Here is a 26,931-nt window from a genome sequence, read left to right as displayed (position 1 = left end):
ATTACTTCATGTGACGCATGGCATTCGCCCTGACGTAACTGGTTATTCTCGACGCATTCATGAACAACGCGAGGCCCAGGATCGTCAGGCCCAAGGCGAATAGCTTCTCGCCACCAATAGGCTCGTCCAGCACATACCACGACGTGATGATGCCTGATATCGGAACGATCACCGACAACGGTGCCACCTGACTGGCCGGATACTTTCTGATCAAGCGGTTCCACGCCCAGTAACCGAATATCGTCGCCACATAAGCCTGGAACAGGATCGATAGCAGCACCGGGGTTTTGAGGTCGGTAAACAGCGCCTCGAAGGGAACAGTGCCCTTGACCCAGTAGGTCATCAGATACAACGGAGGCGTCGCATAGAGACTCGACCAGACAACAAAGGAAAAGATATTGCCCACTTTGCATTTCTTGACCAGCACATTGCACAGACTCCAACACAAGGCTGCCAGCAGGACCAGCAACAGACCCATGTTTTCAGCATTGCCCTCGGTAACATGCACGATGAACAGGAGCCCAACCAATGCCATGAGGATACCCGTCACGTGAATCGGCGTCATTTTTTCTCCAAATAACACCACACCCCAGATAACCGTAAAGAACGCACTGAATTGCAAAAGGAGAGAGGTCACGCCGGCACTTACCCCGAGAAACATGCCGTAATTCATTAACCAACACATCCCAACACCGAATAACAATCCGTAAACAGCAAGAATGGGGGAACTGACATTTTCTGGTTTCTTGACAAAAAATACCAACGGCAAGGCGCAGAAGGTGAATCGTAGGGCTGTCAGCATGAAAGGGTCCATACCGTCGAGACCGATATCAATGACCGAAAAGTTACTGCCCCACATGATCGTCACCGCAAAAATCAGGACGAGATCGCGAACATCCATTTTTATCACGTAGCACCCTTATTGTTATTTTCGAGCCCACTCATCCATATATATCGACCGTTCGGAGGGTATCGCTATTAATGGCAGGGAAATTATTAAACTGATGTGAGCTGCAGCTCTGCTGCTGACCGACGAACGCACGAACGCACGAACGCCAAGTATCGAACTCAGATTTCAATATTTTGTGGCGGACTTCAATTTATAAATGGGCGATCACTTGAAGGCCCAACTCTGCAGGTCGAAAAAGATAACTGAAGCTGAATAAGTAATGTACCAGTTATTTGTGAAGGGTTATTACTAACATCATTAAACAGTTTTATTGCGATCAGCGCATTTCAGACACAATATATAACAACCCGCAAGCGGGAGAGTCACACGACAAAGTGTCACTATTCAATACCCAGCTCATGCTTTACCAGCGCTAACAAGCGCTCGGTATCAATAGGCTTGAGCAAGAAATCCACCACACTGAGATGCATTGCGGCAATCGCATCCTTCACGTCCGCATCTCCGGAAACAATAATGAACGGCATTGCCGCCCGAACAGACTCGCGTACCTGGCGGATAAGGTCCAGGCCGTCGACACTGCCCATCCGCAGATCGGTAATCACCAAGCCAATCGAGGGTTTCTCGCTAAGCATCTTTAGAGCGGTTTCGCCACTGGCTGCGGTCATGCAGCGAATACCATCCAGTGCCAGAATTTCCGACAATAATTCACGTGCGTCTTTGTCATCATCGACGATCAGCACCCGTTGAGGTGGCAGATCGGGTTCGAGCATGACCGCACTCAGCGCCTCGCGCTCGGCGTCACTCAGGATATCGTGGTCGGACATGGCTTTCTCAAAGGTTTCAAATCGTTCCTGGCCCACTCGTGAGACATCGCCAGGCAGGTGTTCAATGTGCACTTCGTCGGATTTATTTCCAATAGCCAAGGGGTGGGACTTTTCCCACGTTCGCGTGGGAATCTTCCGATAATTTTACAGGCAGTTGCCTACCTAGACTTACGTCCAATGGGCACCCTGCGCGCAGGGGCCGACCATGGCCGAGTCATCCGACAACAACAATTCAAAAAAGATTGCGGTAATGGTCATGAGTAAAACGGACGCCTTCACCCAGGCAGGGAAAACCGCGGTGTTGCAAAACATCCAGGGTACTTTGCAGTTTCTGCAGCGCTTCCCGCCATTCAATCAAATGGAACACGCGCACCTCGCGTACCTGGTCGAGCAATGCCAGCTGCGTTTCTATGCCCCAGGCGAGAGCATCATCAAGCCCGCCGATGGTCCGGTTGCGCACTTCTACATCGTCAAACAGGGTCGGGTCGTGGGCGAACGCCCGCATACCGCCAAGGGCGGAACCGAAACCACCTTCGAAATCACCGCGGGCGAGTGTTTTCCCCTCGCCGCACTGTTGGGCGAGCGTGCGACGCGCACTGAACACCTCGCCGCCGAAGACACCTTTTGCCTGCAGCTGAACAAGCTCGCGTTCATCAAGCTGTTCGCGCTTTCCCACACCTTCCGTGACTTTGCCCTACGCGGCGTCAGCAGCCTGCTGGACCAGGTCAACCAGCAAGTCCAGCAAAAAGCCGTGGAGACTCTGGGCACCCAGTACTCGCTGAATACCCGCCTGGGTGAACTGGCCATGCGCCACCCGGTGACCTGCAGCCCGATCACCCCGCTGCGCGAGGCCGTGACCCTGATGCACGAGCAGCAAGTCGGCAGCATAGTCGTGGTCGACGAGCAGAAAGCCCCCCTGGGTATTTTCACCCTGCGCGACTTGCGCCACGTGGTCGCAGGCGGCACCAACGACTTCAATGAAGCCATCGAAGGGCACATGACCCGGGCGCCGTTCTATCTGTCTCCGGACCACAGCGCGTTCGATGCCGCGATTGCCATGACCGAGCGGCACATTGCCCACGTTTGCCTGGTCAAGGACCAGCGCCTGTGCGGAGTGGTATCGGAGCGCGACCTGTTCTCCCTGCAACGGGTCGACCTGGTGCACCTGGCCCGGACTATCCGCAGCGCTCAGCGCTTGGAAAGCCTGGTCGCGCTGCGCGGCGAAATCGGCCAACTGGTGGAGCGCATGTTGGCCCACGGCGCGTCTTCAACCCAGATCACCCACATCATCACCCTGCTCAACGATCACACTGTGTGCCGGGTGATCGAACTGACACTGGCTGAAAAAGGCGACCCGGGCGTGCCATTCAGCTGGCTGTGTTTCGGCAGCGAAGGCCGTCGTGAACAGACGCTGCACACCGACCAGGACAACGGCATCCTGTTCGAAGCTCGGGACGCTGCGCACGCCGCAGAAATACGCGGCAAGTTGCTGCCCATCGCTCAGCAGATCAACCAGAGCCTGGCGCTGTGCGGTTTCACCCTGTGCAAGGGCAACATCATGGCCGGCAATCCCGAGCTGTGTTTGTCCCGGGCTGAATGGGCGCGGCGTTTCTCGGCGTTTATCCGCGAGGCGACTCCGGAGAATCTGCTGGGCTCAAGCATCTACTTCGACCTGCGCGTGGTCTGGGGCGACGAACAAGGCTGTGAACAGCTGCGCAGGGGAATTCTCGATCAAGTCGCCGACAATCGCCTGTTCCAGCGAATGATGGCGGACAACGCACTGCGTAACCGCCCTCCCGTAGGACGTTTCCGTGAGTTCGTGCTGGCGCGCAAGCATGGCGAAAAGGCCACCATGGACCTGAAAGTGCAGGGGCTTACACCTTTCGTCGACGGCGCCCGGCTGCTGGCGCTGGCCAATGGAATAGAAGCAAACAACACCCAGGAACGCTTCCGCCAGTTGGTCGCGAAAGAAGTCATCGACCGCCTGGACGGTGCGGCCTACGAAGAGGCGTACCATTTCATTCAGCAAACCCGCATGCAGCAACATCAACTACAGACCCGGGAGAACTTGCCTTACTCCAATCGGGTCGATCCTGAGAGCCTCAATCACCTTGACCGGCGGATCTTGCGTGAATCCCTGCGCCAGGCCCAGCGCCTGCAGAGCAGCCTGGCCCTGCGGTATCAGTTATGAGTCTGTTTTCCTGGTTACGCACAGCAGGCCCGGTGCTGTCCGGCGAACTGCTACAACGCCTGGAGCGCCTGCCAGCGATAATCGGGTTGGGCGAATGCAGCCTGCGCGAGCAACGCTGGGTGGTGCTGGATCTGGAAACCACCGGGCTGAACCTGAACAAGGATCGAGTGCTGTCGGTCGGGGCGGTGGTGATTGAGGACGGGGCCATCGACTTCAGTCAGCAGTTCGAACGAACCCTGCAATGCGCCGACATGAAACTGGCCCCCAGCGTGCTGATACATGGCTTGGGGCCCAGCGCAATCGCAGCCGGCAGCGATCCGGCGCAGGCGCTGCTCGAGTTCATGGAATTCCTGGGTGACAGCCCGGTGCTGGCCTTTCATGCGCCCTTCGATCAGCACATGCTCGGCCGAGCGTTGAAAGATCATCTGGGCTACAAGTTGCAGAATCCGTTTCTGGATGTAGCGGACATCGCACCGCTGTTGTGCCCCCAGGCGCAGATCCGCGAGGCGGGCCTGGACGAGTGGATCGACTGGTTCAAACTCGAAGTGTTCGAGCGCCACAACGCCAGTGCCGATGCTCTGGCCACGGCCGAATTGGCACTGATCCTGTTCAGCCGGGCGCGGCAACAGCAGATACACAGCCCGTTGAATCTGCAGCAGCGCTTGAGTCAGTGGAAGCGGCGGCAGCGAACACACTCCTTCTAAAGTCACGCCGTCCCGTGTAGGAGCTGCCGCAGGCTGCGATCTTTTGATTTTGGAAATCAACGTCAAAAGATCGCAGCCTTCGGCAGCTCCTACAGGGTCTTACGACAAACTCCCACCCGACCAGCGCCAATTGCTTACCTCCCCCGCCTCTGCCACAATCGCGAACAATTCTCGTTAGATAACACTTCCCAATCGGTGATGCTGCGTGTCGTCAGTCCCAAGCCCCCACAGTGAGCTAGTCGGTGCGCTCTATCGCGACCACCGCAGCTGGCTATTGGCCTGGCTTCGACGCAATGTCGCCTGCCCACAAAGGGCCGAAGACCTCAGCCAGGACACCTTCGTGCGGCTGCTGGGCCGCGATCAGCTAAACGAACCCCGCGAACCCCGGGCCTTTCTGGTGGCGATTGCCAAGGGCCTGCTGTTCGACTATTTCCGCCGCGCCGCCCTGGAACAGGCGTACCTGACCGAACTGATGCTGATTCCCGAAGACGAACACCCTTCGGTGGAAGAACAGCAAATGATCCTCGAAGACCTCAAAAACATCGATCGCCTCCTTGGCAAACTCTCGAGCAAAGCCCGCGCAGCATTCCTCTATAACCGTCTCGACGGCCTGGGCCACGCGGAAATCGCCGAGCGCCTTGGAGTATCGGTGCCACGCGTGCGGCAATACCTGGCCCAGGGCATCCGCCAGTGCTACATCGCCTTGTACGGTGAGCCGCTATGAGCCCGGTCAGCTCCAAACCGGTCTCGGCGCAAGTACTGGACGCAGCGATTGCCTGGCAGCTGACGCTGGATTGCGCCAACCCGGTAGAGCGCGAAGAGTTCGCAAAATGGCACGCTGCCCATGAGGAACACGCTCGGGCGTGGCGCCAGCTGGGCATGCTCGACCAGCGCTTCAGTATCGCCAGTGGCCCGGCCCGCGCCGCGTTGCTGCAATCGCGTGAAGGCATTCGCCGCCGCGTGCGCAAGCTCGGCAGCGGCGTGGCGAGCATCGTCGCGGTGATTGGCCTGGCGTTGTTTGCCGGCGAACGCTATCTGCCGCTCGACTACTGGCTGGCCGATCAACGCACGGCCACTGGCGAGCAGCGCACCCTGCACCTGAGCGATGGCACCGTCATCAACCTCAATACTCACAGCGCCGTGGACGTGCGCTTTGATGAGAAACAGCGCCGGGTAATTCTTCAGGACGGGGAAATACTGGTTGAAACCGGCCATGGCGATAGCCGGCCATTCATCGTCGAAACCCGCGAAGGCAGCCTGCGCGCACTGGGCACAAGATTCCTGGTCAAGCGCGAAGAGGATGGCACGCGCCTGAGCGTGTTGCAGTCAGCAGTTGCCGCCCATCCGCAGGCGAGTCCCGAAGAGCAGATTTTGCGCGAAGGCCAGCAAGTGTTGATGCGCAACAACGGGCTCGGCCCGATCATCGCCCTCAACCTCGACGCCGACGCCTGGACTCGCGGAATGCTGGTGGTGGACAACGCGCGACTGGAAGACCTAGTGCATGAGCTGGGTCGCTATCGACCGGGCTATCTGGGCGTGTCGCCCGACATTGCAGACCTGCGGATCACCGGCAGTTTCCCGTTGAAGGATACCGACAAGGCGTTGCGCGCATTACTGCCAACGCTGCCGGTGCAGATCGAGCAGCATACGCAGTGGTGGGTGACGGTGGCCAAGGCTGACCTCAAGCCCTGAAACCGGTGCTGCCTGTCAGGCCGCTATCGCGGGCAAGCCTTACTCCCACAGGTTTTATGCACCACCACAATCCTGTGAACAACGAAAATCCTGTGGGAGCAAGGCCATGCTCCCCCAGGTTCCAGGTAACACCACTATCCTGTGAACAACGAAAATCCTGTGGGAGCAAGGCTTGCCCGCGATAAGGCCGTCCGACTCGCCACAAAAGCTGAATCAAAATTATTTCCACCCACCCCTATCACTTTTGGATTCTCGTTCGGCACCTAGGCAATTGAGAAGTATTCCCTTTCAGGAGCCACTGTATGTCCCGTTCGCTAGTCACCTTGCTGCGCCCCAGTCTGCTGGCCCTCGCCATTGCCCTGAGTGCCCCGCTGGCCAGCAGCCAACTGATGGCTGCCGAGCAGGCTTCCAGCGTGCGCACCTACAACCTGCCGGCCGCGCCATTGGCCAGCACCCTCAACCAGATCGCCAGCCAGGCTGGCCTCGCGTTGTCGCTTAACCCTTCCCTCGCCGCCGGCAAAACCTCGGCACCGGTCCAGGGCCAGTACGACGCCACCGCCGCCCTGCGCGAAGCCTTGCGCGGCACCGGCCTGCAACTGGAGCAAAGCAGCGCGGGCACCTACAGCCTGGTGGCCGTGCCTGAAGGCGTGATGGACTTGCCGACGACCAACGTGACAGGCGTGGAAAACACCGAAAGCGCCTGGGGCCCGGTCGATGGCTACCTGGCTACCCGCACCGCCGCCGGCACCAAGACCGACACCGCTCTGGTCGAAGCGCCGCGCTCGATCTCGGTCGCCACGCGCCAGCAGATGGACGACCGCAACGTGCAAAACATCGACGATGCCGTGCGCTACATGCCCGGGATCGTCGCCAGCAGCTACGGCAGCGACACCCGCGCCGACTGGTTGCGCGTGCGCGGCTTCGAGCCGACCCAGTTCCTCGATGGCCTGCCGCTGCCCAAAGGCGTGTACGCCAACCCGAAACAGGAAACCTGGAACCTCGATCGCCTTGCATTGCTGCGCGGTCCAGCCTCCTCCGTGTACGGCCAGACCCCGCCAGGCGGCTTGCTGGACATGGTCAGCCGCCGGCCCAGTGCCGAGTCGAGCAATCAAATCAAGGTGGAGTATGGCAGTGACAATCATCGCCAGATCAACTTCGTTAGCACCGGCAAGATCGATGAAGAAGGTCAGTTTCTCTACGGCCTCAGCGGTGTCATCCGCGACAGCGGCACGCAGATCGACCACGTCGATAACAAGCGCTACAACATCGCACCGAGCCTCACCTGGAATATCGACGACGACACCAAATTCACCCTGCTGACCCAATTTACGCGCGACGATACCGGCATCACCAGCCAGTTTCTGCCGGTACAGGGCACCAAGATCCACTCGCCTCTGGGTGATATCTCCCATCACAAGAACCTGGGCGATCCGGACTGGGAATACTACGACCGCACCTACTACGCCCTGGGCTACGCCTTTGAACATCGTCTGAACGATGTCTGGCAGTTCAAGCAAAACCTGCGCTACACCAAGTCGGACCTGTCGTTCCAGGCGCTCACGCCGGGCGCCTACCCATTCACCCAGGTGGATGCCGAAGGCAACGTCGGCCGTTCGAGCACCATTGTCGATGAAGACATCAGCCAGTTCGCCGTGGACAACAACTTCCAGGCCGATTTCGCCACGGGTGATGTGGGTCACACCCTGTTGATCGGCCTCGATCACCAGCGCACCAACACCAACTACACCTCGATCTTTGGTGACGGTTTGACCACCAACGTCAACAACCCGATCTACGGCCAGCCGATCGTGCGGCCGCCGCGCTCCGATGCGTTCTACGACTACGATCAAAAGACCTACCAGACCGGCCTGTACGTGCAGGACCAGATGTTCATCGATCAATGGCGCCTCACCCTGGGCGGACGCGAAGACTGGGTGCATACCGGCACCAAATTCTTCAACAAGGGCGATGCCACCAACACCGAGCGCGACAAAAATTTCAGCGGCAACGCGGCGATCAGCTACGTGTTCGATAACGGCATCGTGCCCTATCTGTCGTATGCCGAATCGTTCCAGCCAACCAGCAATGCCACCGCCTCCCCCACCGATTCGATCAAGCCTACCGAAGGGCAGCAATGGGAACTGGGTATCAAATACCAACCGCCGGGCAGCAACACGCTGCTGACTGCAGCGGTGTACAACCTGACGCAGAAAAACGTATCCGTCACCACCACCAACGCCGACAACGTCTCGATCACCAGCCAGACCGGTGAAGTGAAAGTCAAAGGGCTGGAACTGGAAGCCACCTCCGACGTGACCGAAAACCTCAAGGTCATCGCCGCGTACACCCTGGCCAAATCCGAAGTGCAGGACGGCGCATTCAAGGGCAATCGCCTGCAACTGATGCCCAATCAACAAGCTTCGCTGTGGACTGACTACACCTGGCACACCGGCGCCCTGGACGGCTTTGGCGTCGGCGGTGGCGTTCGCTACACCGGCAATACCTATGGCGACCAGGCGAACACCGAACTGGGCAAGGCGGACGCCTACACCGTATTCGACGCTGCAGTTCACTACGACCTCGGCCGCCTGGACAACAGCCTCAAAGGCGCGTCCCTGGCTCTGAACGCGACCAACCTGTTCGACAAGGACTACATCTCCACCTGTGACAGCTTCTACTGCTACTACGGCGACCAGCGCAGTATTGTCGCCAGCGCTACCTACAAGTGGTAACGGTTTGACCTGACTCACCCCAAGACCCGGGCCGTCCTTCAAGGACGGCTTTGGTATTTCTGAAGGTCTGCAAATGAAGAGTAAAACCATCCGCCGCTGGTCTCTCGTCCACACCTGGACCAGCCTGATATGCACCGTGTTCCTGCTGATGCTGGCAGTCACCGGCTTGCCGTTGATCTTTCACCACGAGATCGACCACCTGCTGGGCGACGCCCCTGAGCTGAAAGAAATGCCTGCCGATACACCGCAACTGAACCTGCAGCAGCTGGTGCTGGCGGCGGAAAAACATCGTCCTGGCGAAGTCATGCAGTACTTCGGTTTCGACGAAGACGAGCCCAACGGCGCGATCGCGATCATGGCGGCCACTGCCGGTACCGAGCCCAACTCGTCCCACACCTTCATGCTCGACGCCCGTACCGGCGAAGCGCTGGAAATGCCATCGGCCAACGGCGGTTTCATGATGTTCATGCTGCGCCTGCACGTAGACATGTTCGCCGGGCTGCCGGGCAAGTTATTGCTGGCGTTCATGGGTTTGTTGTTCGTCGTCGCGATTGTGTCCGGCACCGTGTTGTACCTGCCGTTCATGCGTCGTTTGAAATTCGCCACCGTGCGCCAGGACAAATCCACCCGCCTGCGCTGGCTCGACTTACATAACCTGATCGGCGTCGTCGCCCTGACCTGGATGCTGGTGGTCGGCGTCACCGGTGTGATCAGCGCCTGCGCCGACCTGCTGATCGCCGCGTGGCGCGCAGAGGCACTCGGCGCGATGATCGCCCCCTATCGCGATGCACCGGCGCTGACGCAGCTCGCACCGGCCACCCGCCTGCTCGATATCGCCAAGGAAGTCGCGCCGGGCATGCAACCGGACTTCATCGCCTTCCCCGGCACACGGTTTTCCAGCGAGCACCATTATGCGGTGTTCATGAAAGGCAGCACGCACCTGACCTCTCACCTGCTGACACCGGTATTAATTGACGCCAGCACCCTGCAAGTCACTGCGGTGGCTGAACGACCCTGGTACATGGACGCCATGGGCATGTCGCAACCGCTGCACTTTGGTGATTACGGCGGCATGCCGATGAAGATCCTCTGGGCGACCCTGGATGTGCTGACCATCATCGTGCTCGGCAGCGGCGTGTACCTGTGGCTGGTTCGGCGCAAGGCGGCAAAAACCATCCTGGAAACTGCGGAGGCTCAGGCATGAGGCCGCGTCAGTCGAACTTCTGGAAAGTCTTCGCCATTCCCACTGTCATCGGCCTGTTCACCGCTGCCGGGTTGTTTGCGGCGTTGCTGGGGGATGGTGTGTGGGATGCATTGAGCTGGCTTGGCCTGGGCATCCCTGCCGCCTTCGCCCTGCGAGCCCTCCTGCAACGCCGATAACCCGGCACACCGCGTAGGAGCTGCCGAAGGCTCGGGCCGCGATCGGACGATCTTTTGACTTTGACTTTCAAGATCAAAAGATCGCAGCCTGTGGGAGCAAGGCTTGCCCGCGATGGCCGTGTCTCAGTCACATCAATTTCGGATGTGCTACCGTCATCGCGGGCAAGCCTTGCTCCCACAACGCCCCGACACCACCACCGACCGAGACACCGCCATGTCCACCCCGAGCATGACCCTCTACCACAACCCACTCTCCCCCTTCGTGCGCAAAGTCATGGTGCTGCTGCATGAAACCGGTCAACAGGACCGCGTCGCCCTGCACAACTGCGTACTCTCCCCAGTCGACCCAGACCCAACCCTGATCAACGACAACCCCCTGAGCAAAATCCCGGCCCTGCGCCTGGCCGACGGCACCATCATCCACGACAGTCGGGTGATCCTCGACTACCTGGACCATCAACACGTTGGCAACCCGCTGATCCCCCGCGAAGGCTCAGCCCGTTGGCGTCGCCTGACCCTGGCCTCCATGGCCGATGGCATCATGGACGCGGCCGTGCTGACCCGCTACGAACTCGCCCTGCGCGCCCCGGAAAAACACTGGGATGAATGGCTCGACGGCCAACGCGACAAGATCCGTCGCGCGCTCGCGCTACTGGAGACAGACGCCATCGCCGAGCTGACCAGTCATTTTGATGTGGCGGCGATCAGTGTGGCTTGTGCCCTGGGCTACCTGGACCTGCGCCATCCGGATCTGGCGTGGCGCGACGAAAATCCTCAATTGGCAGCATGGTATTTCGAAGTCAGCCAGCGACCTTCAATGCTGGCGACTATGCCGAAGGTTTAGATTTTCGCTGGAGGTAATGGCCTCAAAGATCGCAGCCTTCGGCAGCTCCTACAGGATGGGCTCACAACGTAGGAGCTGCCGAAGGCTCGGGCCGCGATCGGACGATCTTTTGATCTTCGCACCATGACCCTAGCAGTTCTGATAGTTGGCAAACGCTGAAAATACTTCGATGCTGTTGGCTCAGCTCCATCGACCTGTCTCGGAGTTTCAGTCAATGCCTACGCACTCACGCAATACAATCTTGCTGGCAACCGATCAACAGCGATCGGTGTTGAACGCTCTAAACACGCAAGGGCCTCATCCCATCGCTTACTCACCTTACGGTCATCGTCCAGCTGAAAATGGCTTGCTCAGCCTGCTCGGGTTTAACGGCGAACCGCCGGACCCACTGACTGGGTGTTATCACTTGGGGAATGGGTATAGGCAGTTCAATCCGGTGTTGATGCGGTTTAATAGTCCGGATAGCTGGAGTCCGTTTGGAGAGGGAGGGCTGAACACGTATGTGTACTGTGGGGGAGAACCAATTCTAAGGTTTGATCGAAACGGCCATAAATGGGGCGTAATTGCAGCGCCATTGCGAACTATGGGTTTTAGAAAATCAAGCAAACTAAAACTTTATAACGCATTTGAAAACAACCCATCAAGTTTCAGAGTAACACCAACGAGATTTTTTAATCGCGCTGCACCCAACATGGACGTGAAATTAAATTCCGCAAATCAATCTAATTTTCAAATACAGGGTTCACTCTCAAGCTTGGAGTATATCCAAGAAACCAATAAGCTGTATCTAAATAGAAGCATAACTACTGACAAATTTACATTCACAACCAAAATCCGAATAAACTCAAAAATGCAGTCCTTTGGACCTGAAAGTTTGCATACACTAACCCCACAACAGGGTTTGAATCGAGCAGACTCTCAATGGATTAACGCAATAAAAAATAAAATGAACGACTCGAAATATCTATTACAAAGTGCTGAAGTCGAAAAAATTTTACACCCGATTGTTGGGAGCAACATAGCCAGAAATCGAATGTTAAACGAACAAAAACAACGGATTAGAGACGCAGAAAATGCAAGATACAAAAATAGCAAGCGATACAAACGAGACAGAGAAGAGTATTGGGCGAATAAAAGCGGCTTTTAGAAATAAATATAACTGAGTAATAAGGGGGCCGTAATAAGGGACCGAAATGGGGACAGATTTATTTGATAAATCTGTCCCCGAGTCTTCATACCCCGCTATGCTCTACCTCGCTCGACTACCGCTAACCGGAAACAACCTAGCAATCAGAACCGCCAACTGCCTCCCCTCCCGCTGATCCTCCCGCAACCCCAACGACTGGCTCATTCCACCACCCCAATATCAAAATCCAAAGGCTTCGCCGTCCTCTGCCCAACCCCATACCAATCCAGCTTGCGCGTCAGCACCATAAACACTCCCAACAATCCGAACAGCAGCAACGACCCCATCAACAGGGCGTAATCCTCGGCAGTCAGTAACCCATAAAGCAGCCCGTACAACGCCGCCAATCCCAGGGAAAAGCTCAACCCATGTCGCACGCTGCGCAGCACATGACAAACGTAAAAGCCGATTAACAACACACACCCACTGGCGGACAACAGATACGCCAGGGCAAAGCCGATATGCTCTGACAGCGACAACAGCAGCAAGTAGAAAAACGCCAGAGCCACCCCCACCAACGCGTACTGCACCGGATGCACCGCCAGGCTTTTCAACACTTCAAACAGGAAGAAGCCGGCGAAGGTCAGGACGATAAACAGCAGGGCATATTTGATCGCCCGATCGCTTTTCAGGTACTGGTCCACAGGGTCGATGAAACTCACGCCGAAGCTGCGGCCATTGAAGGCCTCGCACCCAGTGCCGGACACACAAGCGTCCAGGGCCTCGTGCAGGTTGGTGGAGAAAAACGAAGTCTGCCAACTGGCGGTAAAGCCGCGATCATCAACTTCGCGCTGAGCCGGCAAATAGTTGCCAATAAAGCTCGGATGCGGCCAGTTGGCGGCCAGTGACACCTTGCTAGTCTTGCCCACGGGGAGGATCTGCAACTGACCGGTGCCTTGCAACTTCAGGTCGAAACCGAAGGCCAGTTCGGAGGTTTGCGTGGTGTCCAGCCTCGGCAGGGTCACGTGCACGCCCTCCCCCAACCATCCCACTTGGCTGCCAGGCACGAAATCCAGGGTCTGGCCATTGAGCTGCAGCTTCAATGCATTTTCGATACCGCGAATGTCGCTGATGCCAACCGCCAGGAATGGCTGGTCGAACTGGTAGTCGGCGAAGTTTTCCTTGATGCCCAGTTGCGCAGGGATCGAAAAATGGCCGTTGATGCGATTGTCGGCATGAAACAGCCGGGCCTCATAGATGCCCCTGGAGCGCAGTTCAGTCTCTACCTTGCCATCGAGCTCGAAGCGCTCCGGCAGGAAATACAGGCGACCGCGTTCTTCACCTAGCTCCTGATAGCGTTGATTGGTTTTTTCGTTGAGCTTCCAGGTGCGTACTACCTTGCGATACGGCACCACCATCAACGGTCCGCTTACTTGCTGGTGATAACTGGAACTGCGTGCGATGTCTTCGAGCACGCCGTCGCGCAATTCCTGGCGGTCCTGAATCAGACCGTTGATCATCATCAGCGGGATCAGCAACAACAAAATCAGCAGGGCAATGGCCCCGATTTTCAAAGTCAAATTTCGGCTCATGGGACTCTCCCTGTTTGGATGGGGAGAGTCTGCAATCGCTATATGGTGCTTTTGTGGGGGAACCATGGAGATTATGTGGAGACTGAATCCCTGTAGGAGTGAGCCTGCTCGCGATTCGGTCCTAAGCCAGCCGCAATACCACCTCAACCCCACCCTCAACATTACCAATCGACAATATCCCGCCATGTAACTCGACCACTTCTTCGACAAAGTTAAGCCCGAGGCCCGTACTCTTGCGCCCACTGTCCGGCCGTGGCAAAGAGTAAAAACGCTCACTCAATCGCGGCAACGCATAGTCGGGAATGGCCTCTGCCTGGTTGAACAATTTGAATTCGACCTGATCCCCGAAGCGCGCGGCGCTGATCCGCAGCACTCCACTCGAGGGAGTGAAATCCAGCGCATTTTCCAGCAGATTAGCCAACGCCTGACGCAACAGAAACGGCTCGCCGGTCAATGCCAGATTCATGGGAATCGCTTGTTCAATATGCAGCCGCTTGACTTCGATGCGCGCGGCCTGAGCTTGCAATAACTCATCGACCAAACCCGCCAACGGAACGGCCACCCGTTCCTCCAGCCCCTGACGCTGCTCAACCTGAGCCAGACTGAGCAATCTTTCGATCAACTGCTGCATGCGCACGCTTTCGCTGTCGATATTGCTGACGAACCGCTGCTGCTGAGCCGGCGGCATCTCGCCCTGAAGCAACTCCGCTGCTCCACGAATCGCCGCCAGCGGGCTCTTCAACTCATGGGTGAGCGTGTGCACGTAACGCTCCACGTACGCCTTGCCCTCCAGCTGCGTGCGCATGTGCTCGACCGCCGTGGCCAACTGCTCCATTTCGCCGCCACGATAATGCGGCACCTCGACCCTTCGGCCTTCGCTCACCGCCTGGGCATAAGCGGTGAGCCGTCGCAGTGCAGCGCTCAACCACCAGGACAACAGCGCGCCAAACAACAATCCAAGTCCAATCAGCCCAGCGCCGTAGCCGAGCAACCGACGCTCGGTGCGATCCACATACGGCTGCAACGAGCTGTTGGGCTTGGCCACAGTGACCACGCCGATGATCTGGCCGTTGTCGCGGATCGGCGCAGCGACGTGCATGACCGAAGAACTCGGATCATTTGGATCGCTGCGACTGGAACGCGCCCCGTACTCGCCGCGCAGGGTCAGCAACACATCGTTCCACTGCGAGTAGTCCTGACCCACAGCAACTCCGCTGGAGTCCAGCACGACCATGCCTTTGGCGTCAGTCACATAGATGCGATGGTTCACCTGATTTTTCGCCAGCCCCCAGATGCTCGCCTGCGGCTGCCGCTCGCCGTAGGCCTTGAGCAATTCGGGCCAGCGGTTCTGGTTCAGGGTGCCGGCCTTGAAGTCATCGCGCAGGATCTCGGCCATCAGGTTCGCCGTGTCCACAAGCGTTTCCTCGGTGGATTGGCGCACGCCGGGGCGGATCTCCTCCATCACGGTGTTGAGCACGAAGTAGCCGGTCAGGCCGATGAACAGCACGTAGACCAGGAAAATTCGGATCCCCAGCGACATCAGCTGCGTCCCGGACTGTAGCTGTAACCGAGGCCGCGATGGGTCTGGATCGGTTCGGCCTCAGCGTTCACCAGACGCAATTTGGCGCGCAGGCCCTTGATGTGGCTGTCGATGCTGCGCTCGTAACCAGCATCAGCTGCCACACCCAGCGCATCGAGCAATTGCTCACGGCTGAAGACCCGCTCGGGTTGTTCCAACAGGCATTGCAGCAGGCGGAATTCGTGTCGAGTCAGGCTCAGAGTTTGATTGCGATAGCTAATCTGCACGCGTTCGCTGTCGATGCGAAACGGCGCTGAAGAGGTTTCAGGCAATGCCCGCGGCAGCATGCGTTTGAGAATCGCCCGGACTCGCGCCGTCACTTCCCGAGGGCTGAACGGTTTTACCACGTAATCATCGGCGCCGATTTCCAGGCCAACCACACGGTCGATCTCAGCATCTCGAGCGCTGAGGAAAATTACCGGCACTTCGCTGAAACGCCGCAGTTGCTTGCAGGTTTCAAAACCACTGATGTCAGGCAGGCCGATGTCCAGAATGATCAGGTCGGCCGGGGTTAGACGCTGATGCTCCAGCGCCGCCGCGCCCAGGCTCACCCAGGTCGTGGTGAAGCCCTCGCCCTGCAAGGCGAAAACAAGGGTGTCGGCAATTGCGGGTTCGTCTTCGACAATCAGGATATGGGGCATGGCGTCCGAGCCTGGTGTTTGGGTGGGCGAACGGTGACTCAAGGCTGAATCGACGTCAATCCGACTGAGTTAATTTGCGTAGGGTCTGTAGTAACTAGCAGTTCAGATAGTAGGCAATGGCTGAAAAAGGACAGATGCTGAAGGAACAGCTTTTTGGACCTTGCTCGGAGCTCAGTCGATGTCTACTCCTTCACGCAAAACGATACTTCTGGCAACCGATCAACAGCAGTCGGTGTTGAACGCCCTCGACGCGAATCAACCCCACCCCGTTGCGTATACACCCTATGGCCACCGTCCACGGGAAAACGGCTTGCTCAGCCTGCTCGGGTTTAATGGCGAAATGCGCGACCCACTGACCGGGCATTATCATTTGGGGAATGGGTATCGGCAGTTTAATCCGGTGTTGATGCGGTTCAATAGTCCAGATTCTTGGAGCCCGTTTGGAGCAGGAGGATTAAATGCTTACGTGTATTGCTTCGGCGAACCGGTACTCAAGCGTGATCCTACTGGACATATGCCCTTTAAGGGGCTCATGAAAGCTATAAAAAAGGATCTGGGCATCAAGCCAAAAGGAAAAAGTAAACAACTGGCTAAAGCAGATCCCGAGCCGACAACAAACCTTTACCGCCCCGCTAACCAATCGAATAGAAACATGCTCATTTCACATCCCGACGATATAAAAGGTTCAGCGAATCATAAACAATGGCTCAAATCACAAGAAACAAATAGAAAAAAAATCCAGGCGATAAAATCAACAGACGAACCACTATCTGAGCCGCACAGCAGCAAACACCTCCATAAAAAGCAGGGACCCAACTCTGAGCCGTCACTCGACGACTATCTCAAAACTGTGCCCGACGAGGAGCTCGATCTCGTCTACAAAGAATTGATTGAGTCCACAAGAGATGCTCGATTTCCAAGTGAGTTGAAGATTTTACAGGCTATGGAGAACGAATCGTTAAACCGCGCCATCAGACGCTCTACTTAGGCTCCCTGGAGAATACACATGTTGGTGCCATTAGAATTATCAATCTCAACAATCGGGCTTATCCGCCGTAAAACGCCGAGCCGGATTCACCGCCGCACCAAACTCACGCAGCGCCTTCGCCCCAATCAACAACGGATAGTTGAAGCTACTGCGATCCGTCAGATTGACCTCAACTGTACGCTTGACGTTACCCAGGCACAGTTCCAGATCCACCACCGGTCGCTTGGTCGGCGCAGCGGACTCATCATCATCCGCATCTTCTTCCGAGCGGGTCTTGATCTTGCTGATACGCGCGATCTTGTGTTCGTAGACCTTGTTACTCGCATCCTTGGTGGCGAGGCGGAAACGTACCCACTCGTCACCGTCGCGGGTAAATGTCTCGATGTCCTTGGCCGACAGCGATGCAGTCAGGGCGCCGGTGTCCATCTTGGCCTTGAGCACTTCACCGCCGATTTCCGGCAGCGCGATGTATTCGTAGCGACCGTAGAGGGTCGGCTCGGCGGCCATGATCGGCAGGGCTACAAGGGACAGCAGTGCGAGGAGGGATTTCAATTAGTGGGCATCCTTGAAGGGTGGGCAGCGCAATTTTAGACAGCCAGCGAGGAATTCGTTCGTTCTTCAGATCCCTGCGCGAGCAAGTCCGCTCACACAGGGTCGAAAAGGACCAGCGCACCGACGCCTTGCGCGCCGGGCGCCGCTGAATCAGCTACCGGTGCCGGCGCCCCAGATTCCGCCCAGGCTTTGTAGCAGCGAACCACCAACGCCCTGTTGACCCAGATACTGCAGGATCACCGGTGCGAACTGGCCGATCATGCCGGTGTCCATGCCCAAGGCGCTGAAGGCGTTGTTCAGGTCGTTGGTGTCCTTGACGTTGCCGAGGGCATTGTCCAACCCCGCAGCCTTGCCGTTCGAGCCGAGCAAACCGGCCAGCGCGCCCAGTTCACCGCCGCCAGACAACTTGTCGATCCCCGGAACGCTCTTGGCCAGTTGCGAATAGTCGGTCGAACTCAGTTGGTTCTTCGCCAGCCCCAGCATCGCCCCGGTCCCGCCAACAGCTTGCTGAGGCGTCACGTTCAACTGGCTAAGCGCGCTGAGCAGACCGGCTGTTTCCGATGTCGGTGCAGCTGCAGCGGCCTTGTCACCGCCCTGCATCCCGGAAATGGCATTGGCCGCATCGTTCAGGTTGAACTGAGCGAAGACCGGGCTGGCCGCCAGACTCATCAGGGACGCCAGTACAAAACCACGTGAAATCTTCATTCAGACATCCTCTTGTGCCATGAAGCGGCCGAACAAGCGGTCGCACAGTTGCCGATTTGACCTCGCAACAGCGGACATGTTCCTCAGGCATGTGCCCTTTTTCAACCCCTCATCGCAACTCAGACCAACCACGGGCGGACAATTGTGATCTCGAAAACCTATAAGTAATAGGTTGCAAACTTCAACAAAGTCTAAACAACTGTCAACTATGACAGTAGCCGCATCAAATCGGTTTGTTCAATATCGAAGACGCAGGTACATCTACAGAGGTATGCATCGATGTTCACGTACAGCTATGAAGTTTTTTATAAAGACACTCCGGAAAACAAACACCGTGGCTCTATCAAAGCCAATACACCCACCGAAGCGAAGGAGATGCTCAGAGCCAAGTACCACGCCTACCCCATCGAAATTAATTTAACGCCCAATCGAGTTGATGACGACGTTGCTGCATTTGTAGTCAATAATGGCTCAGGGATCTGCAGGCCTGGTTTTTTGGATCCAGACGCACCGCTGGCGGTTTTCCCAAAATGACCACCCTCACACAATCTTGATTAAATATTCGTTAGCTGACATCCGAAATTAAAATTATAATTAAAACGGCGACCCTGGGGCCGCCGTTTTTTTTTGCGTTAAGCCTTACGCCGCACTAAACAACTTATGCGGATCAATCACAAACTTCTTCGGCACACCCGCATCAAACTCGCCATACCCACGTGGCGCATCGTCCAGGCTAATAACCTCTACACCAACGATGTCGGCAATATGAATGCGATCCCACATGATCGCCTGCATCAGCTGGCGGTTGTACTTCATCACTGGTGTCTGGCCGGTGTGGAAGCTGTGGGATTTCGCCCAGCCCAGACCGAATCGAATGCTCAGGCTGCCCATTTTTGCAGCGGCATCGACTGCACCAGGATCCTCGGTCACGTACAGGCCCGGGATGCCGATTTTGCCGGCAACACGCACCACGCCCATCAGCGAGTTGAGCACAGTGGCCGGAGCTTCGTGTTTCACCCCGTCATGACCATGACCACGTGCTTCGAAGCCAACGGCGTCGACGGCGCAGTCCACTTCAGGCTCACCCAGCAATGCGGCGATCTGTTCGTGCAGCGGGGTATCCAGGGACAGGTCGGCGATTTCGAAACCCTGGGCCTTGGCGTGCGCCAGGCGGACGGTGTTGACGTCGCCGATGATCACTACCGCAGCACCCAGCAAGCGAGCTGATGCAGCAGCAGCAAGTCCAACCGGCCCGGCACCCGCGATGTAAACGGTGCTGCCAGGGCCCACGCCGGCAGTGACAGCGCCGTGGTAGCCGGTCGGCAGAATGTCGGATAGGCAGGTCAGGTCGCGGATTTTTTCCATCGCGCGATCGCGATCAGGCAGTTTCAGCAGGTTGAAGTCTGCGTACGGCACCAGCGCGTATTCCGCTTGGCCACCGGTCCAGTCGCCCATGTCGACATAACCATAGGCGCCGCCTGGGCGCGCCGGGTTGACGCTGAGGCAGACGCCGGTGTGCATTTCCTTGCAGGAGCGGCAGCGCCCGCAAGCCACGTTGAACGGTACGGACACCAGGTCGCCGATCTGCAGGTTCTCGACGTCGCTGCCCTTTTCGATCACTTCACCGGTGATTTCGTGACCCAGCACCAGGCCGGTTTGCGCAGTGGTACGCCCGCGCACCATGTGTTGATCGGAGCCACAGATATTGGTGGAAACCACACGCAGGATGACAGCGTGGTTGATCTTTCTGCCGCGCGGGTCCTGCATTTTCGGATAGTCGATTTTCTGTATTTCGACTTTGCCGTTGCCGAGATACACCACACCACGATTGCCAGACATGCTTTCACCTCGCTGTTGTTTTTATGTAGCGGTCGCGTCGTCATGGAGCGGCGGCGCGTTGATTGCTCGGGTTATTGCCTGTGTCTCTTTACGTTGTATTTGAGGGCCTCATCGCGAGCAGGCTCGCTCCCACAGTTGATCTTTGGTGTGACCGGGATTCGCGGGCAGACGCAAATCCCTGTGGGAGCGAGCCTGCTCGCGATGGCGATCTAAAGAACGACGGTTCTGTTCGCGTTGAGAAACACCCGCCGCTCAATGTGATACCCAACAGCCCGCGCCAGCGTCAGCCCTTCAATATCGCGCCCCTTGGCGATCAGGTCTTCCGGATAATGACTGTGATCCACCGCCTCCACGCCCTGGGCAATGATCGGCCCCTCATCAAGGTCGTTGTTGATGTAGTGCGCGGTCGCGCCGACCAGTTTCACGCCCTTGTTATAAGCCTGGTGATACGGCTTGGCACCCTTGAAACCGGGGAGCAGGGAGTGATGGATGTTGATCGCCTTGCCATCAAGTTTGCGGCACAGCTCCGGAGAGAGGACCTGCATGTAGCGGGCAAGAATTACCAGCTCCGCGCCGGACTCTTCGATCACCTGCCACACCTGCCGCTCTTGGGATGGCTTGTCATTCGGGTCCAGCGGGAAGTGGTGATACGGGATCTGGTGCCAGTCGGCCAACGGCTTGAGGTCGGGGTGGTTGGAGACCACCGCGGCCACATCCATGGACAGCTGACCGATGCGCTGGCGGTAGAGCAAATCGTTGAGGCAATGATCGGCCTTGGAGACCATGATCACTACTTTCGGCCGGTAATTCGGCGCCGTCAGTTCGAAGAGCATGCCGAAGGCTTCACCACGTTCCTGCAACCCGGCGCGGAATGATTGTTCATCAAAGCCGTCAGGCTGGCGGAATTCCACCCGAATGAAAAAACGCCCGGAAAGGCGATCGTCGAAGGAGTGGTGTTCGGTGACGTAGCAGCCCTGCTCGAACAGAAAGCGCGTCACCGCGTCCACAGTGCCGAGGACGCTTGGGCAGTCGGCGGTCAGAATCCATGTGTCTGGGGCGCGGCTCATAGTGCGGTGACTCCTGTTGAATCGGTAATGAAAACACCCCCCTGTGGGAGCGAGCCTGCTCGCGATGGACGTGAACGATGACGCGTAAATTCTGATTTAACGCGTCGCCCTCAAGTCCTTCGCGAGCAGGCTCGCTCCCACACGTGATCGCCTCCATGGCGGGGTTGATCAAGCCTGAACGCTAAGGCCGTACTCGGCCGCCGCATCCTGCAACCACAACCACCAGTAATCCGAGAAGCTGCGGCGGATCAGCAGTTCCCAGGTGTCTTCGGCGGTGTGGCGGATCACCAGTTGCGACTTGGCGAACACCGTGCCGACGGCCTTGCCCACCGGAAAGCTGTTGGGATGCACGTCGTAGCTGGTGGACTTCATCAATACCTGGCGCACGTTCGGGCCGCTCAGTTCGAGGATCTGCTGGCCGCCGCTGACGTTGACGATCTGGATGTGCAAGTCGCCCAGCGCTTCGCGAAGTTTTTGCTCGGCGGCGAACTCTTCACCGGTCGGCACGATCAGCAACCATTCATCCGGGCCCATCCACTGCAGGCTGGTTTCGCCTTTGACGATCACGCTCAGGGCGCCTGGCAATTCAATGCCGAGGGCCTTGTGCACGCCGGCGCAAAACGCAGGGTCGTGGCCGTCGCCACGAATGGTCAGGTGGCCGAGAAGTTTTTTCTCACGCACGATCACGCCGGCGTTCTTGCGGCCCTTGCCGACCAGGCTGGCGAGGTCGGCATGGTGCAGCGACGACTCGGCCTTGGCGCCGGTGGTTGGGCGTTGTTGGTACACATTGGCTGTGGTCATAAAGCACCTGTTCCTGAATTAGGACTACACGCCTGTGGGAGCAAGGCTTGCCCGCGATTGGGGCGACGCGGTTCGGCTGAGACACCGCGTCATCGTTCATCGCGGGCAAGCCTTGCTCCCACAGGGGCTGTGTGATTAAACGTTCTGGCGCTCGCCTTTCGGATCGAAGAACACCGAAGAAACAATTTCCGCCTCGATCACGCTGCCATCCGCCAACGGCGCGAATACCCGTTCGCCCATGCGGCCCAGGCCGCCCTTCACTACGCCCATGGCAAACGAATAGCCCAGGGAGTTGTGCAGGTAACTGGAAGTCACGTGACCCACCATGGTCATCGGAATCGCCTGCTTGGTGTTGAACACCAGTTGCGCGCCCTCCGGCAGCCACTGGGTCGGATCGATCGGCTTGAGGCCCACCAGCTGTTTACGCTGGTCACGCACACAGTCTTCGCGGTTCATGCCTCGCCAGCCGATCCAGGAGAACGGTTTGGTGCGGCCTACGCACCAGCCCATGTTCAAGTCATCCGGGGTCATCGAGCTGTCGGTGTCCTGCCCAACGATGATGAAGCCCTTTTCGGCCCGCAACACGTGCATGGTTTCGGTGCCGTACGGTGTCAGGTTGTACTGCTTGCCGGCTTCGACAATTTTTTCCAGCACGCCCATCGCGTAGTCGGCCTGCACGTTGACTTCGTACGACAGCTCACCGGTAAACGAAATCCGGAATACCCGCGCCGGCACGCCACCGACCAGGCCTTCTTTCCAGGTCATGAACGGGAAGGCTTCGTTGCTCAGGTCGATATCGGTGACCTGGCTGAGCAGCTTGCGGCTGTTCGGCCCGGACAGGGTCATGGTTGCCCAGTGATCGGTCACGGAAGTGAAGTACACCTTCAACTCCGGCCATTCAGTCTGCGAGTAGATTTCCAGCCATTGCAGTACCCGTGCGGCGCCACCAGTGGTGGTGGTCATGACGAAATGGTTGTCTGCCAGACATGCAGTTACGCCGTCATCGAACACCATGCCATCTTCTTTGCACATCAGGCCGTAACGCGCCTTGCCCACATCGAGCTTGGTCCAGGCGTTGGTGTAGATGCGGTTGAGGAACTCACGGGCGTCCGGGCCCTGGATGTCGATCTTGCCCAGGGTCGAAGCGTCCAGCAGGCCGACGCTGTCGCGCACGGCCTTGCATTCACGCTTCACCGCAGCGTGCAGGTCTTCGCTGTTTTTCGGGAAGTACCATGGACGTTTCCATTGGCCGACATCTTCAAATTCGGCGCCGTTTTTCACGTGCCAGTGATGCAGTGCAGTGAAACGCACTGGCTCGAAGATGTGCCCACAGTGACGACCGGCCACGGCGCCAAAAGTCACTGGCGTGTAGTTCGGGCGGAACATGGTGGTGCCCATCTGCGGGATGGTCACGTTCAACGAACGGGCGGCGATAGCCAGGCCGTTGACGTTGCCCAACTTGCCCTGGTCGGTGCCGAAGCCCAGCGCGGTGTATCGTTTGACGTGCTCTACCGACTCGAAACCTTCACGGGTCGCCAGTTCAATGCCGCCAGCCGTGACGTCGTTCTGGAAGTCGACGAATTGCTTCGGCGCACGGGCGGAATTTTTCTCGTGAGGCACCTGGAACAGCGCCAGGGTCGGCTCTTCGAGGCGGCTCAGGGCTTTCGGCAAGGTGCCTTCAACCACACCAAAACCCGCTTCGCTGGCAGCACGGGCGCCGCCTTCAAAACCATCGGCCAGGGAATCACCAAGACCGTAGACGCCATTAATACCACCGACGCAAACGCGTTTCTGCGGCGCTTCGCCCGGTACAAAACCGAGGATGTCTTCGCGCCAGGTCGGCTTGCCACCCAGGTGCGAAGCCAGGTGCACCACCGGGCTGTAGCCGCCGGAGCTGGCAACCAGGTCGCAGTCCAGCCATTCCCCGGGGCTGCTGACTTTATGCCCTTTGACGTCGATCGCGGCAACTCGGGCCGCGGTAACGCGCTTGGTGCCACGGGCCTCAATCACGGCACTGCCGGTGAGAATGCGAATGCCCTTGGCGCGCGCTTCTTCCACCAGCGCACCGCGCGGGTTGCTGCGGGCATCAGCGATTGCCACGACTTGCAGGCTGGCGTCGAGCCAATCCAGCGCTACGCGATACGCGTGATCATTGTTGGTCGACAGCACCAGCTTCTTGCCTGGGGCCACGCCATAACGGCGCACGTAGGTCGAAACGGCGCCGGCGAGCATATTGCCCGGCACGTCGTTGTTGCCGTAGACCAGCGGACGCTCATGCGCTCCGGTCGCCAGCACCACACGCTTGGCGCGAACGCGGTGAATGCGCTGACGCACCTGGCCAATCGGTGCACGGTCGCCGAGGTGATCGGTGAGGCGTTCGTGAATCGTCAGGAAGTTGTGGTCGTGGTAACCGTTGACCGTGGCGCGCGGCAACAGCAGCACGTCCGGGGTGTTCTTCAGTTCGTCGATGACGCTGGCGATCCACTCCACAGCCGGCTTGCCGTCGAGGCTTTCGCGGGAGTCGAGCAGGCTGCCACCGAACTCTTCCTGCTCATCGGCGAGGATCACGCGGGCACCGCTGCGCGCGGCGGCCAACGCGGCGGCCAGGCCAGCAGGCCCACCACCGACGATCAGCACGTCGCAGTGCTGGTTCATGTAGTCGTAGGTGTCCGGATCGTTCTCAGTCGGCGAGCGGCCCAGGCCTGCAGCCTTGCGGATGTACTTTTCGTAAGTCATCCAGAACGATTGCGGGTACATGAAGGTTTTGTAGTAGAAACCCGGCGGCATCAGCTTGCCGCCGACCTTGCCGAGGATGCCCATCATGTCGTTGTTGACGCTCGGCCAGCCGTTGGTGCTGGTGGCGACCAGGCCTTGGTACAGCGCTTGTTGCGTGGCGCGCACGTTCGGAATCTGGGTGGCTTCGGTAGCGCCGATCTGCAGCACTGCGTTTGGCTCTTCCGCGCCTGCAGCAAAGATGCCGCGCGGACGCGAATACTTGAAGCTGCGACCGATAATATCCACCCCGTTGGCAATCAGCGCAGCGGCCAGGGAGTCACCTTCAAAACCTTTGTAGCTCTGGCCGTTGAAGGTGAAGCTGAGGACTTTGTTGCGGTCGATTCGTCCGCCATTGGACAGGCGATTGATCTGGCTCATACCTTCTCTCCCAGAGCCGTGGCGGCCGCTTTCGGGCTGTCGGTCTTGTCGGTGAATTGTGGCTTGGTGCCGATCTTGTAGGTCTCGAGGATCTCGTAGGTCACAGTGTCGCGAGTGGCATTGAAGTACTGGCGGCAACCGGCGACGTGATCCCACAGCTCGTGGTGCAGGCCGCGAGGGTTATCGCGGAAGAACATGTAGTCGCCCCACTCCTCGTCGGTGCAGGTCGTCGGGTCCAGTGGACGCGGAATGTGCGCCTGGCCGGATGCGTGGAATTCCTCTTCGGAGCGCAGCTCGCCGCAGTGAGGACAGAAGATATGCAACATGGGGATTTCTCCTGTTAGTGGGCAACCGCAGCAGCGCCGTGTTCATCGATCAACGCACCGTTGTGGAAACGGTCGATGGAGAAAGGTGCGGCCAGCGGGTGCATTTCACCCTTGGCCAGACTCGCGGCAAATACGTTGCCCGAGCCAGGTGTAGCCTTGAAGCCGCCGGTGCCCCAACCGCAGTTGAAGAACATGTTCGGCACCGGGGTTTTCGAGATGATCGGGCAGGCGTCCGGGGTGGTGTCGACGATGCCGCCCCACTGCCGGTTCATGCGCACACGGGACAGCACCGGGAACATCTCGACGATGGCCTGGATGGTGTGCTCGATCACCGGGTACGAACCACGCTGGCCGTAGCCGTTGTAGCCGTCGATACCGGCGCCGATCACCAGATCGCCCTTGTCGGACTGGCTGATGTAACCGTGTACGGCGTTCGACATGATGACGCTGTCGATGATCGGCTTGATCGGCTCGGACACCAGCGCTTGCAGCGGGTGGGACTCGATCGGCAGGCGGAAACCGGCGAGCTTGGCCATGTGCCCGGAGTTACCGGCCGTGACCACACCGACGCGCTTGGCGCCGATGAAACCCTTGTTGGTTTCAACGCCGATGCATACGCCGTTTTCCTTGCGGAAACCGATCACTTCGGTCTGCTGGATCAGGTCCACGCCCAAGGCGTCAGCGGCACGGGCAAAGCCCCAGGCCACGGCATCGTGACGGGCCACGCCGCCACGGCGCTGAACGGTTGCGCCCATTACCGGGTAGCGGGTGTTCTTCGAGCAGTCGAGGTACGGGATCTCGTCGGCCACTTGCTTGGCATCGAGCAGTTCGCCGTCGACGCCGTTGAGGCGGTTGGCGCTGACCCGACGCTCGGAATCACGAATGTCCTGCAGGGTGTGGCACAGGTTGTAGACGCCGCGCTGGGAGAACATCACGTTGTAGTTCAGGTCCTGGGACAGGCCTTCCCAAAGTTTCATCGCGTGTTCGTACAGGTGCGCCGACTCGTCCCACAGGTAGTTGGAGCGAACGATGGTGGTGTTGCGCGCGGTGTTACCGCCGCCCAACCAGCCTTTCTCGACCACGGCCACGTTGGTAATGCCGTGTTCCTTGGCCAGGTAGTAGGCGGTCGCCAGACCATGCCCGCCACCGCCGACGATGACCACGTCATAGACCTTTTTAGGGGTCGGCGTGCGCCACATTTTCTGCCAGTTTTCGTGATGGCTGAGGGAGTGTTTGAAGAGGCCGAAGCCCGAATACCGTTGCATAGTCATTTACTCCAAAACCG

At 58.2% G+C, this 26,931-nt stretch carries 23 protein-coding genes and 1 pseudogene; 11 read left to right on the top strand and 13 right to left on the bottom strand.

What is annotated here, in order from left to right; translation table 11 throughout:
• Position 1: 1 nt before the first annotated feature.
• A complete protein-coding gene (locus ACYZTK_RS17600) occupies positions 2–901 on the bottom strand; it encodes an EamA family transporter (protein ID WP_462011046.1) in 900 nt (299 codons plus the stop codon).
• Between the two features lie 389 nt (positions 902–1,290).
• A complete protein-coding gene (locus ACYZTK_RS17595) occupies positions 1,291–1,734 on the bottom strand; it encodes a response regulator (protein ID WP_462014925.1) in 444 nt (147 codons plus the stop codon).
• Positions 1,735–1,984: 250 nt separating this feature from the next.
• On the opposite strand from ACYZTK_RS17595, the gene ACYZTK_RS17590 reads away from it, so the two are divergent.
• The 9 genes from ACYZTK_RS17590 to ACYZTK_RS17550 all read left to right on the top strand — a co-directional run bounded on the left by ACYZTK_RS17590 (position 1,985) and on the right by ACYZTK_RS17550 (position 12,424).
• Positions 1,985–3,925 (top strand): DUF294 nucleotidyltransferase-like domain-containing protein, encoded by a 1,941-nt coding sequence (locus tag ACYZTK_RS17590; RefSeq protein WP_462014924.1) that lies wholly within the window; start codon positions 1,985–1,987, stop codon positions 3,923–3,925.
• Positions 3,922–4,629 carry a 3'-5' exonuclease gene (locus tag ACYZTK_RS17585; RefSeq protein WP_462011045.1) on the top strand — a complete coding sequence of 236 codons (708 nt, stop codon included), beginning with the start codon at positions 3,922–3,924 and terminating at the stop codon, positions 4,627–4,629. Before ACYZTK_RS17590 ends, ACYZTK_RS17585 begins: the two co-directional genes overlap by 4 nt.
• A gap of 205 nt (positions 4,630–4,834) precedes the next feature.
• A complete protein-coding gene (locus tag ACYZTK_RS17580; protein WP_462011044.1) occupies positions 4,835–5,353 on the top strand; it encodes an RNA polymerase sigma factor in 519 nt (172 codons plus the stop codon).
• Positions 5,350–6,321 carry a FecR domain-containing protein gene (locus ACYZTK_RS17575; protein ID WP_462011043.1) on the top strand — a complete coding sequence of 324 codons (972 nt, stop codon included), beginning with the start codon at positions 5,350–5,352 and terminating at the stop codon, positions 6,319–6,321. The genes ACYZTK_RS17580 and ACYZTK_RS17575 overlap by 4 nt, the downstream gene beginning before the upstream one ends.
• 302 nt (positions 6,322–6,623) lie before the next feature.
• Entirely contained in the window at positions 6,624–9,053 is a 2,430-nt protein-coding gene (locus ACYZTK_RS17570; protein WP_462011042.1) for a TonB-dependent siderophore receptor, read from the top strand.
• A gap of 73 nt (positions 9,054–9,126) precedes the next feature.
• A complete protein-coding gene (locus tag ACYZTK_RS17565) occupies positions 9,127–10,257 on the top strand; it encodes a PepSY-associated TM helix domain-containing protein (RefSeq protein ID WP_462011041.1) in 1,131 nt (376 codons plus the stop codon).
• On the top strand, positions 10,254–10,433 hold the full coding sequence (locus ACYZTK_RS17560; RefSeq protein WP_462011040.1) for a hypothetical protein: 180 nt from the start codon (positions 10,254–10,256) through the stop codon (positions 10,431–10,433). Before ACYZTK_RS17565 ends, ACYZTK_RS17560 begins: the two co-directional genes overlap by 4 nt.
• Before the next feature lie 214 nt (positions 10,434–10,647).
• Positions 10,648–11,277 (top strand): glutathione S-transferase, encoded by a 630-nt coding sequence (locus ACYZTK_RS17555; RefSeq protein ID WP_462011039.1) that lies wholly within the window; start codon positions 10,648–10,650, stop codon positions 11,275–11,277.
• A gap of 214 nt (positions 11,278–11,491) precedes the next feature.
• Entirely contained in the window at positions 11,492–12,424 is a 933-nt protein-coding gene (locus ACYZTK_RS17550; protein WP_462011038.1) for an RHS repeat-associated core domain-containing protein, read from the top strand.
• Between the two features lie 200 nt (positions 12,425–12,624).
• On the opposite strand, the gene creD is transcribed toward ACYZTK_RS17550, so the two are convergent.
• The 3 genes from creD to creB all read right to left on the bottom strand — a co-directional run bounded on the left by creD (position 12,625) and on the right by creB (position 16,215).
• Positions 12,625–13,995, bottom strand: coding sequence for a cell envelope integrity protein CreD (creD, locus tag ACYZTK_RS17545; protein ID WP_462011037.1), 1,371 nt, complete (start codon positions 13,993–13,995; stop codon positions 12,625–12,627).
• 121 nt (positions 13,996–14,116) lie between these two features.
• A complete protein-coding gene (gene creC, locus ACYZTK_RS17540) occupies positions 14,117–15,535 on the bottom strand; it encodes a two-component system sensor histidine kinase CreC (RefSeq protein WP_462011036.1) in 1,419 nt (472 codons plus the stop codon).
• Positions 15,535–16,215 carry a two-component system response regulator CreB gene (gene creB, locus ACYZTK_RS17535; RefSeq protein WP_462011035.1) on the bottom strand — a complete coding sequence of 227 codons (681 nt, stop codon included), beginning with the start codon at positions 16,213–16,215 and terminating at the stop codon, positions 15,535–15,537. Before creB ends, creC begins: the two co-directional genes overlap by 1 nt.
• 196 nt (positions 16,216–16,411) lie before the next feature.
• On the opposite strand from creB, the pseudogene ACYZTK_RS17530 reads away from it, so the two are divergent.
• Positions 16,412–16,739: pseudogene (locus ACYZTK_RS17530) on the top strand (RHS repeat-associated core domain-containing protein); the annotation flags it as partial.
• Positions 16,740–17,248: 509 nt separating this feature from the next.
• On the opposite strand, the gene rloA2 reads toward ACYZTK_RS17530, so the two are convergent.
• Positions 17,249–17,755 (bottom strand): retropepsin-like aspartic peptidase RloA2, encoded by a 507-nt coding sequence (gene rloA2, locus ACYZTK_RS17525; RefSeq protein ID WP_462011034.1) that lies wholly within the window; start codon positions 17,753–17,755, stop codon positions 17,249–17,251.
• Between the two features lie 150 nt (positions 17,756–17,905).
• A complete protein-coding gene (locus ACYZTK_RS17520) occupies positions 17,906–18,460 on the bottom strand; it encodes a DUF2780 domain-containing protein (protein WP_462011033.1) in 555 nt (184 codons plus the stop codon).
• A 279-nt stretch (positions 18,461–18,739) separates the two neighbouring features.
• Here ACYZTK_RS17520 and ACYZTK_RS17515 point away from each other — a divergent pair, with 279 nt between their 5' ends.
• On the top strand, positions 18,740–18,994 hold the full coding sequence (locus tag ACYZTK_RS17515; RefSeq protein ID WP_462011032.1) for a hypothetical protein: 255 nt from the start codon (positions 18,740–18,742) through the stop codon (positions 18,992–18,994).
• A 105-nt stretch (positions 18,995–19,099) separates the two neighbouring features.
• On the opposite strand, the gene fdhA is transcribed toward ACYZTK_RS17515, so the two are convergent.
• From fdhA to ACYZTK_RS17485, 6 genes are all read right to left on the bottom strand, one after another.
• Positions 19,100–20,299 carry a formaldehyde dehydrogenase, glutathione-independent gene (fdhA, locus tag ACYZTK_RS17510; RefSeq protein WP_247291052.1) on the bottom strand — a complete coding sequence of 400 codons (1,200 nt, stop codon included), beginning with the start codon at positions 20,297–20,299 and terminating at the stop codon, positions 19,100–19,102.
• A 209-nt stretch (positions 20,300–20,508) separates the two neighbouring features.
• A complete protein-coding gene (gene purU / locus ACYZTK_RS17505; protein ID WP_462011031.1) occupies positions 20,509–21,366 on the bottom strand; it encodes a formyltetrahydrofolate deformylase in 858 nt (285 codons plus the stop codon).
• 168 nt (positions 21,367–21,534) lie between these two features.
• The gene (locus ACYZTK_RS17500) at positions 21,535–22,167 is read right to left on the bottom strand and encodes a sarcosine oxidase subunit gamma (protein WP_462011030.1); all 633 of its coding nucleotides are present in this window, start codon (positions 22,165–22,167) and stop codon (positions 21,535–21,537) included.
• Positions 22,168–22,302: 135 nt separating this feature from the next.
• Positions 22,303–25,320: a sarcosine oxidase subunit alpha gene (locus ACYZTK_RS17495; protein ID WP_462011029.1), complete on the bottom strand. Its 3,018-nt coding sequence runs from the start codon at positions 25,318–25,320 to the stop codon at positions 22,303–22,305.
• Complete coding sequence (locus tag ACYZTK_RS17490) at positions 25,317–25,646, bottom strand: sarcosine oxidase subunit delta (RefSeq protein WP_059407449.1); 330 nt, start codon at positions 25,644–25,646, stop codon at positions 25,317–25,319. The genes ACYZTK_RS17495 and ACYZTK_RS17490 overlap by 4 nt, the downstream gene beginning before the upstream one ends.
• A 14-nt stretch (positions 25,647–25,660) precedes the next feature.
• Positions 25,661–26,911 carry a sarcosine oxidase subunit beta gene (locus ACYZTK_RS17485; protein ID WP_007947735.1) on the bottom strand — a complete coding sequence of 417 codons (1,251 nt, stop codon included), beginning with the start codon at positions 26,909–26,911 and terminating at the stop codon, positions 25,661–25,663.
• Between the last annotated feature and the right edge of the window lie 20 nt (positions 26,912–26,931).

The sequence above is a fragment of the Pseudomonas sp. LB3P31 genome (assembly GCF_054897945.1).
This window is presented reverse-complemented; position numbering and strand designations above follow the sequence as displayed.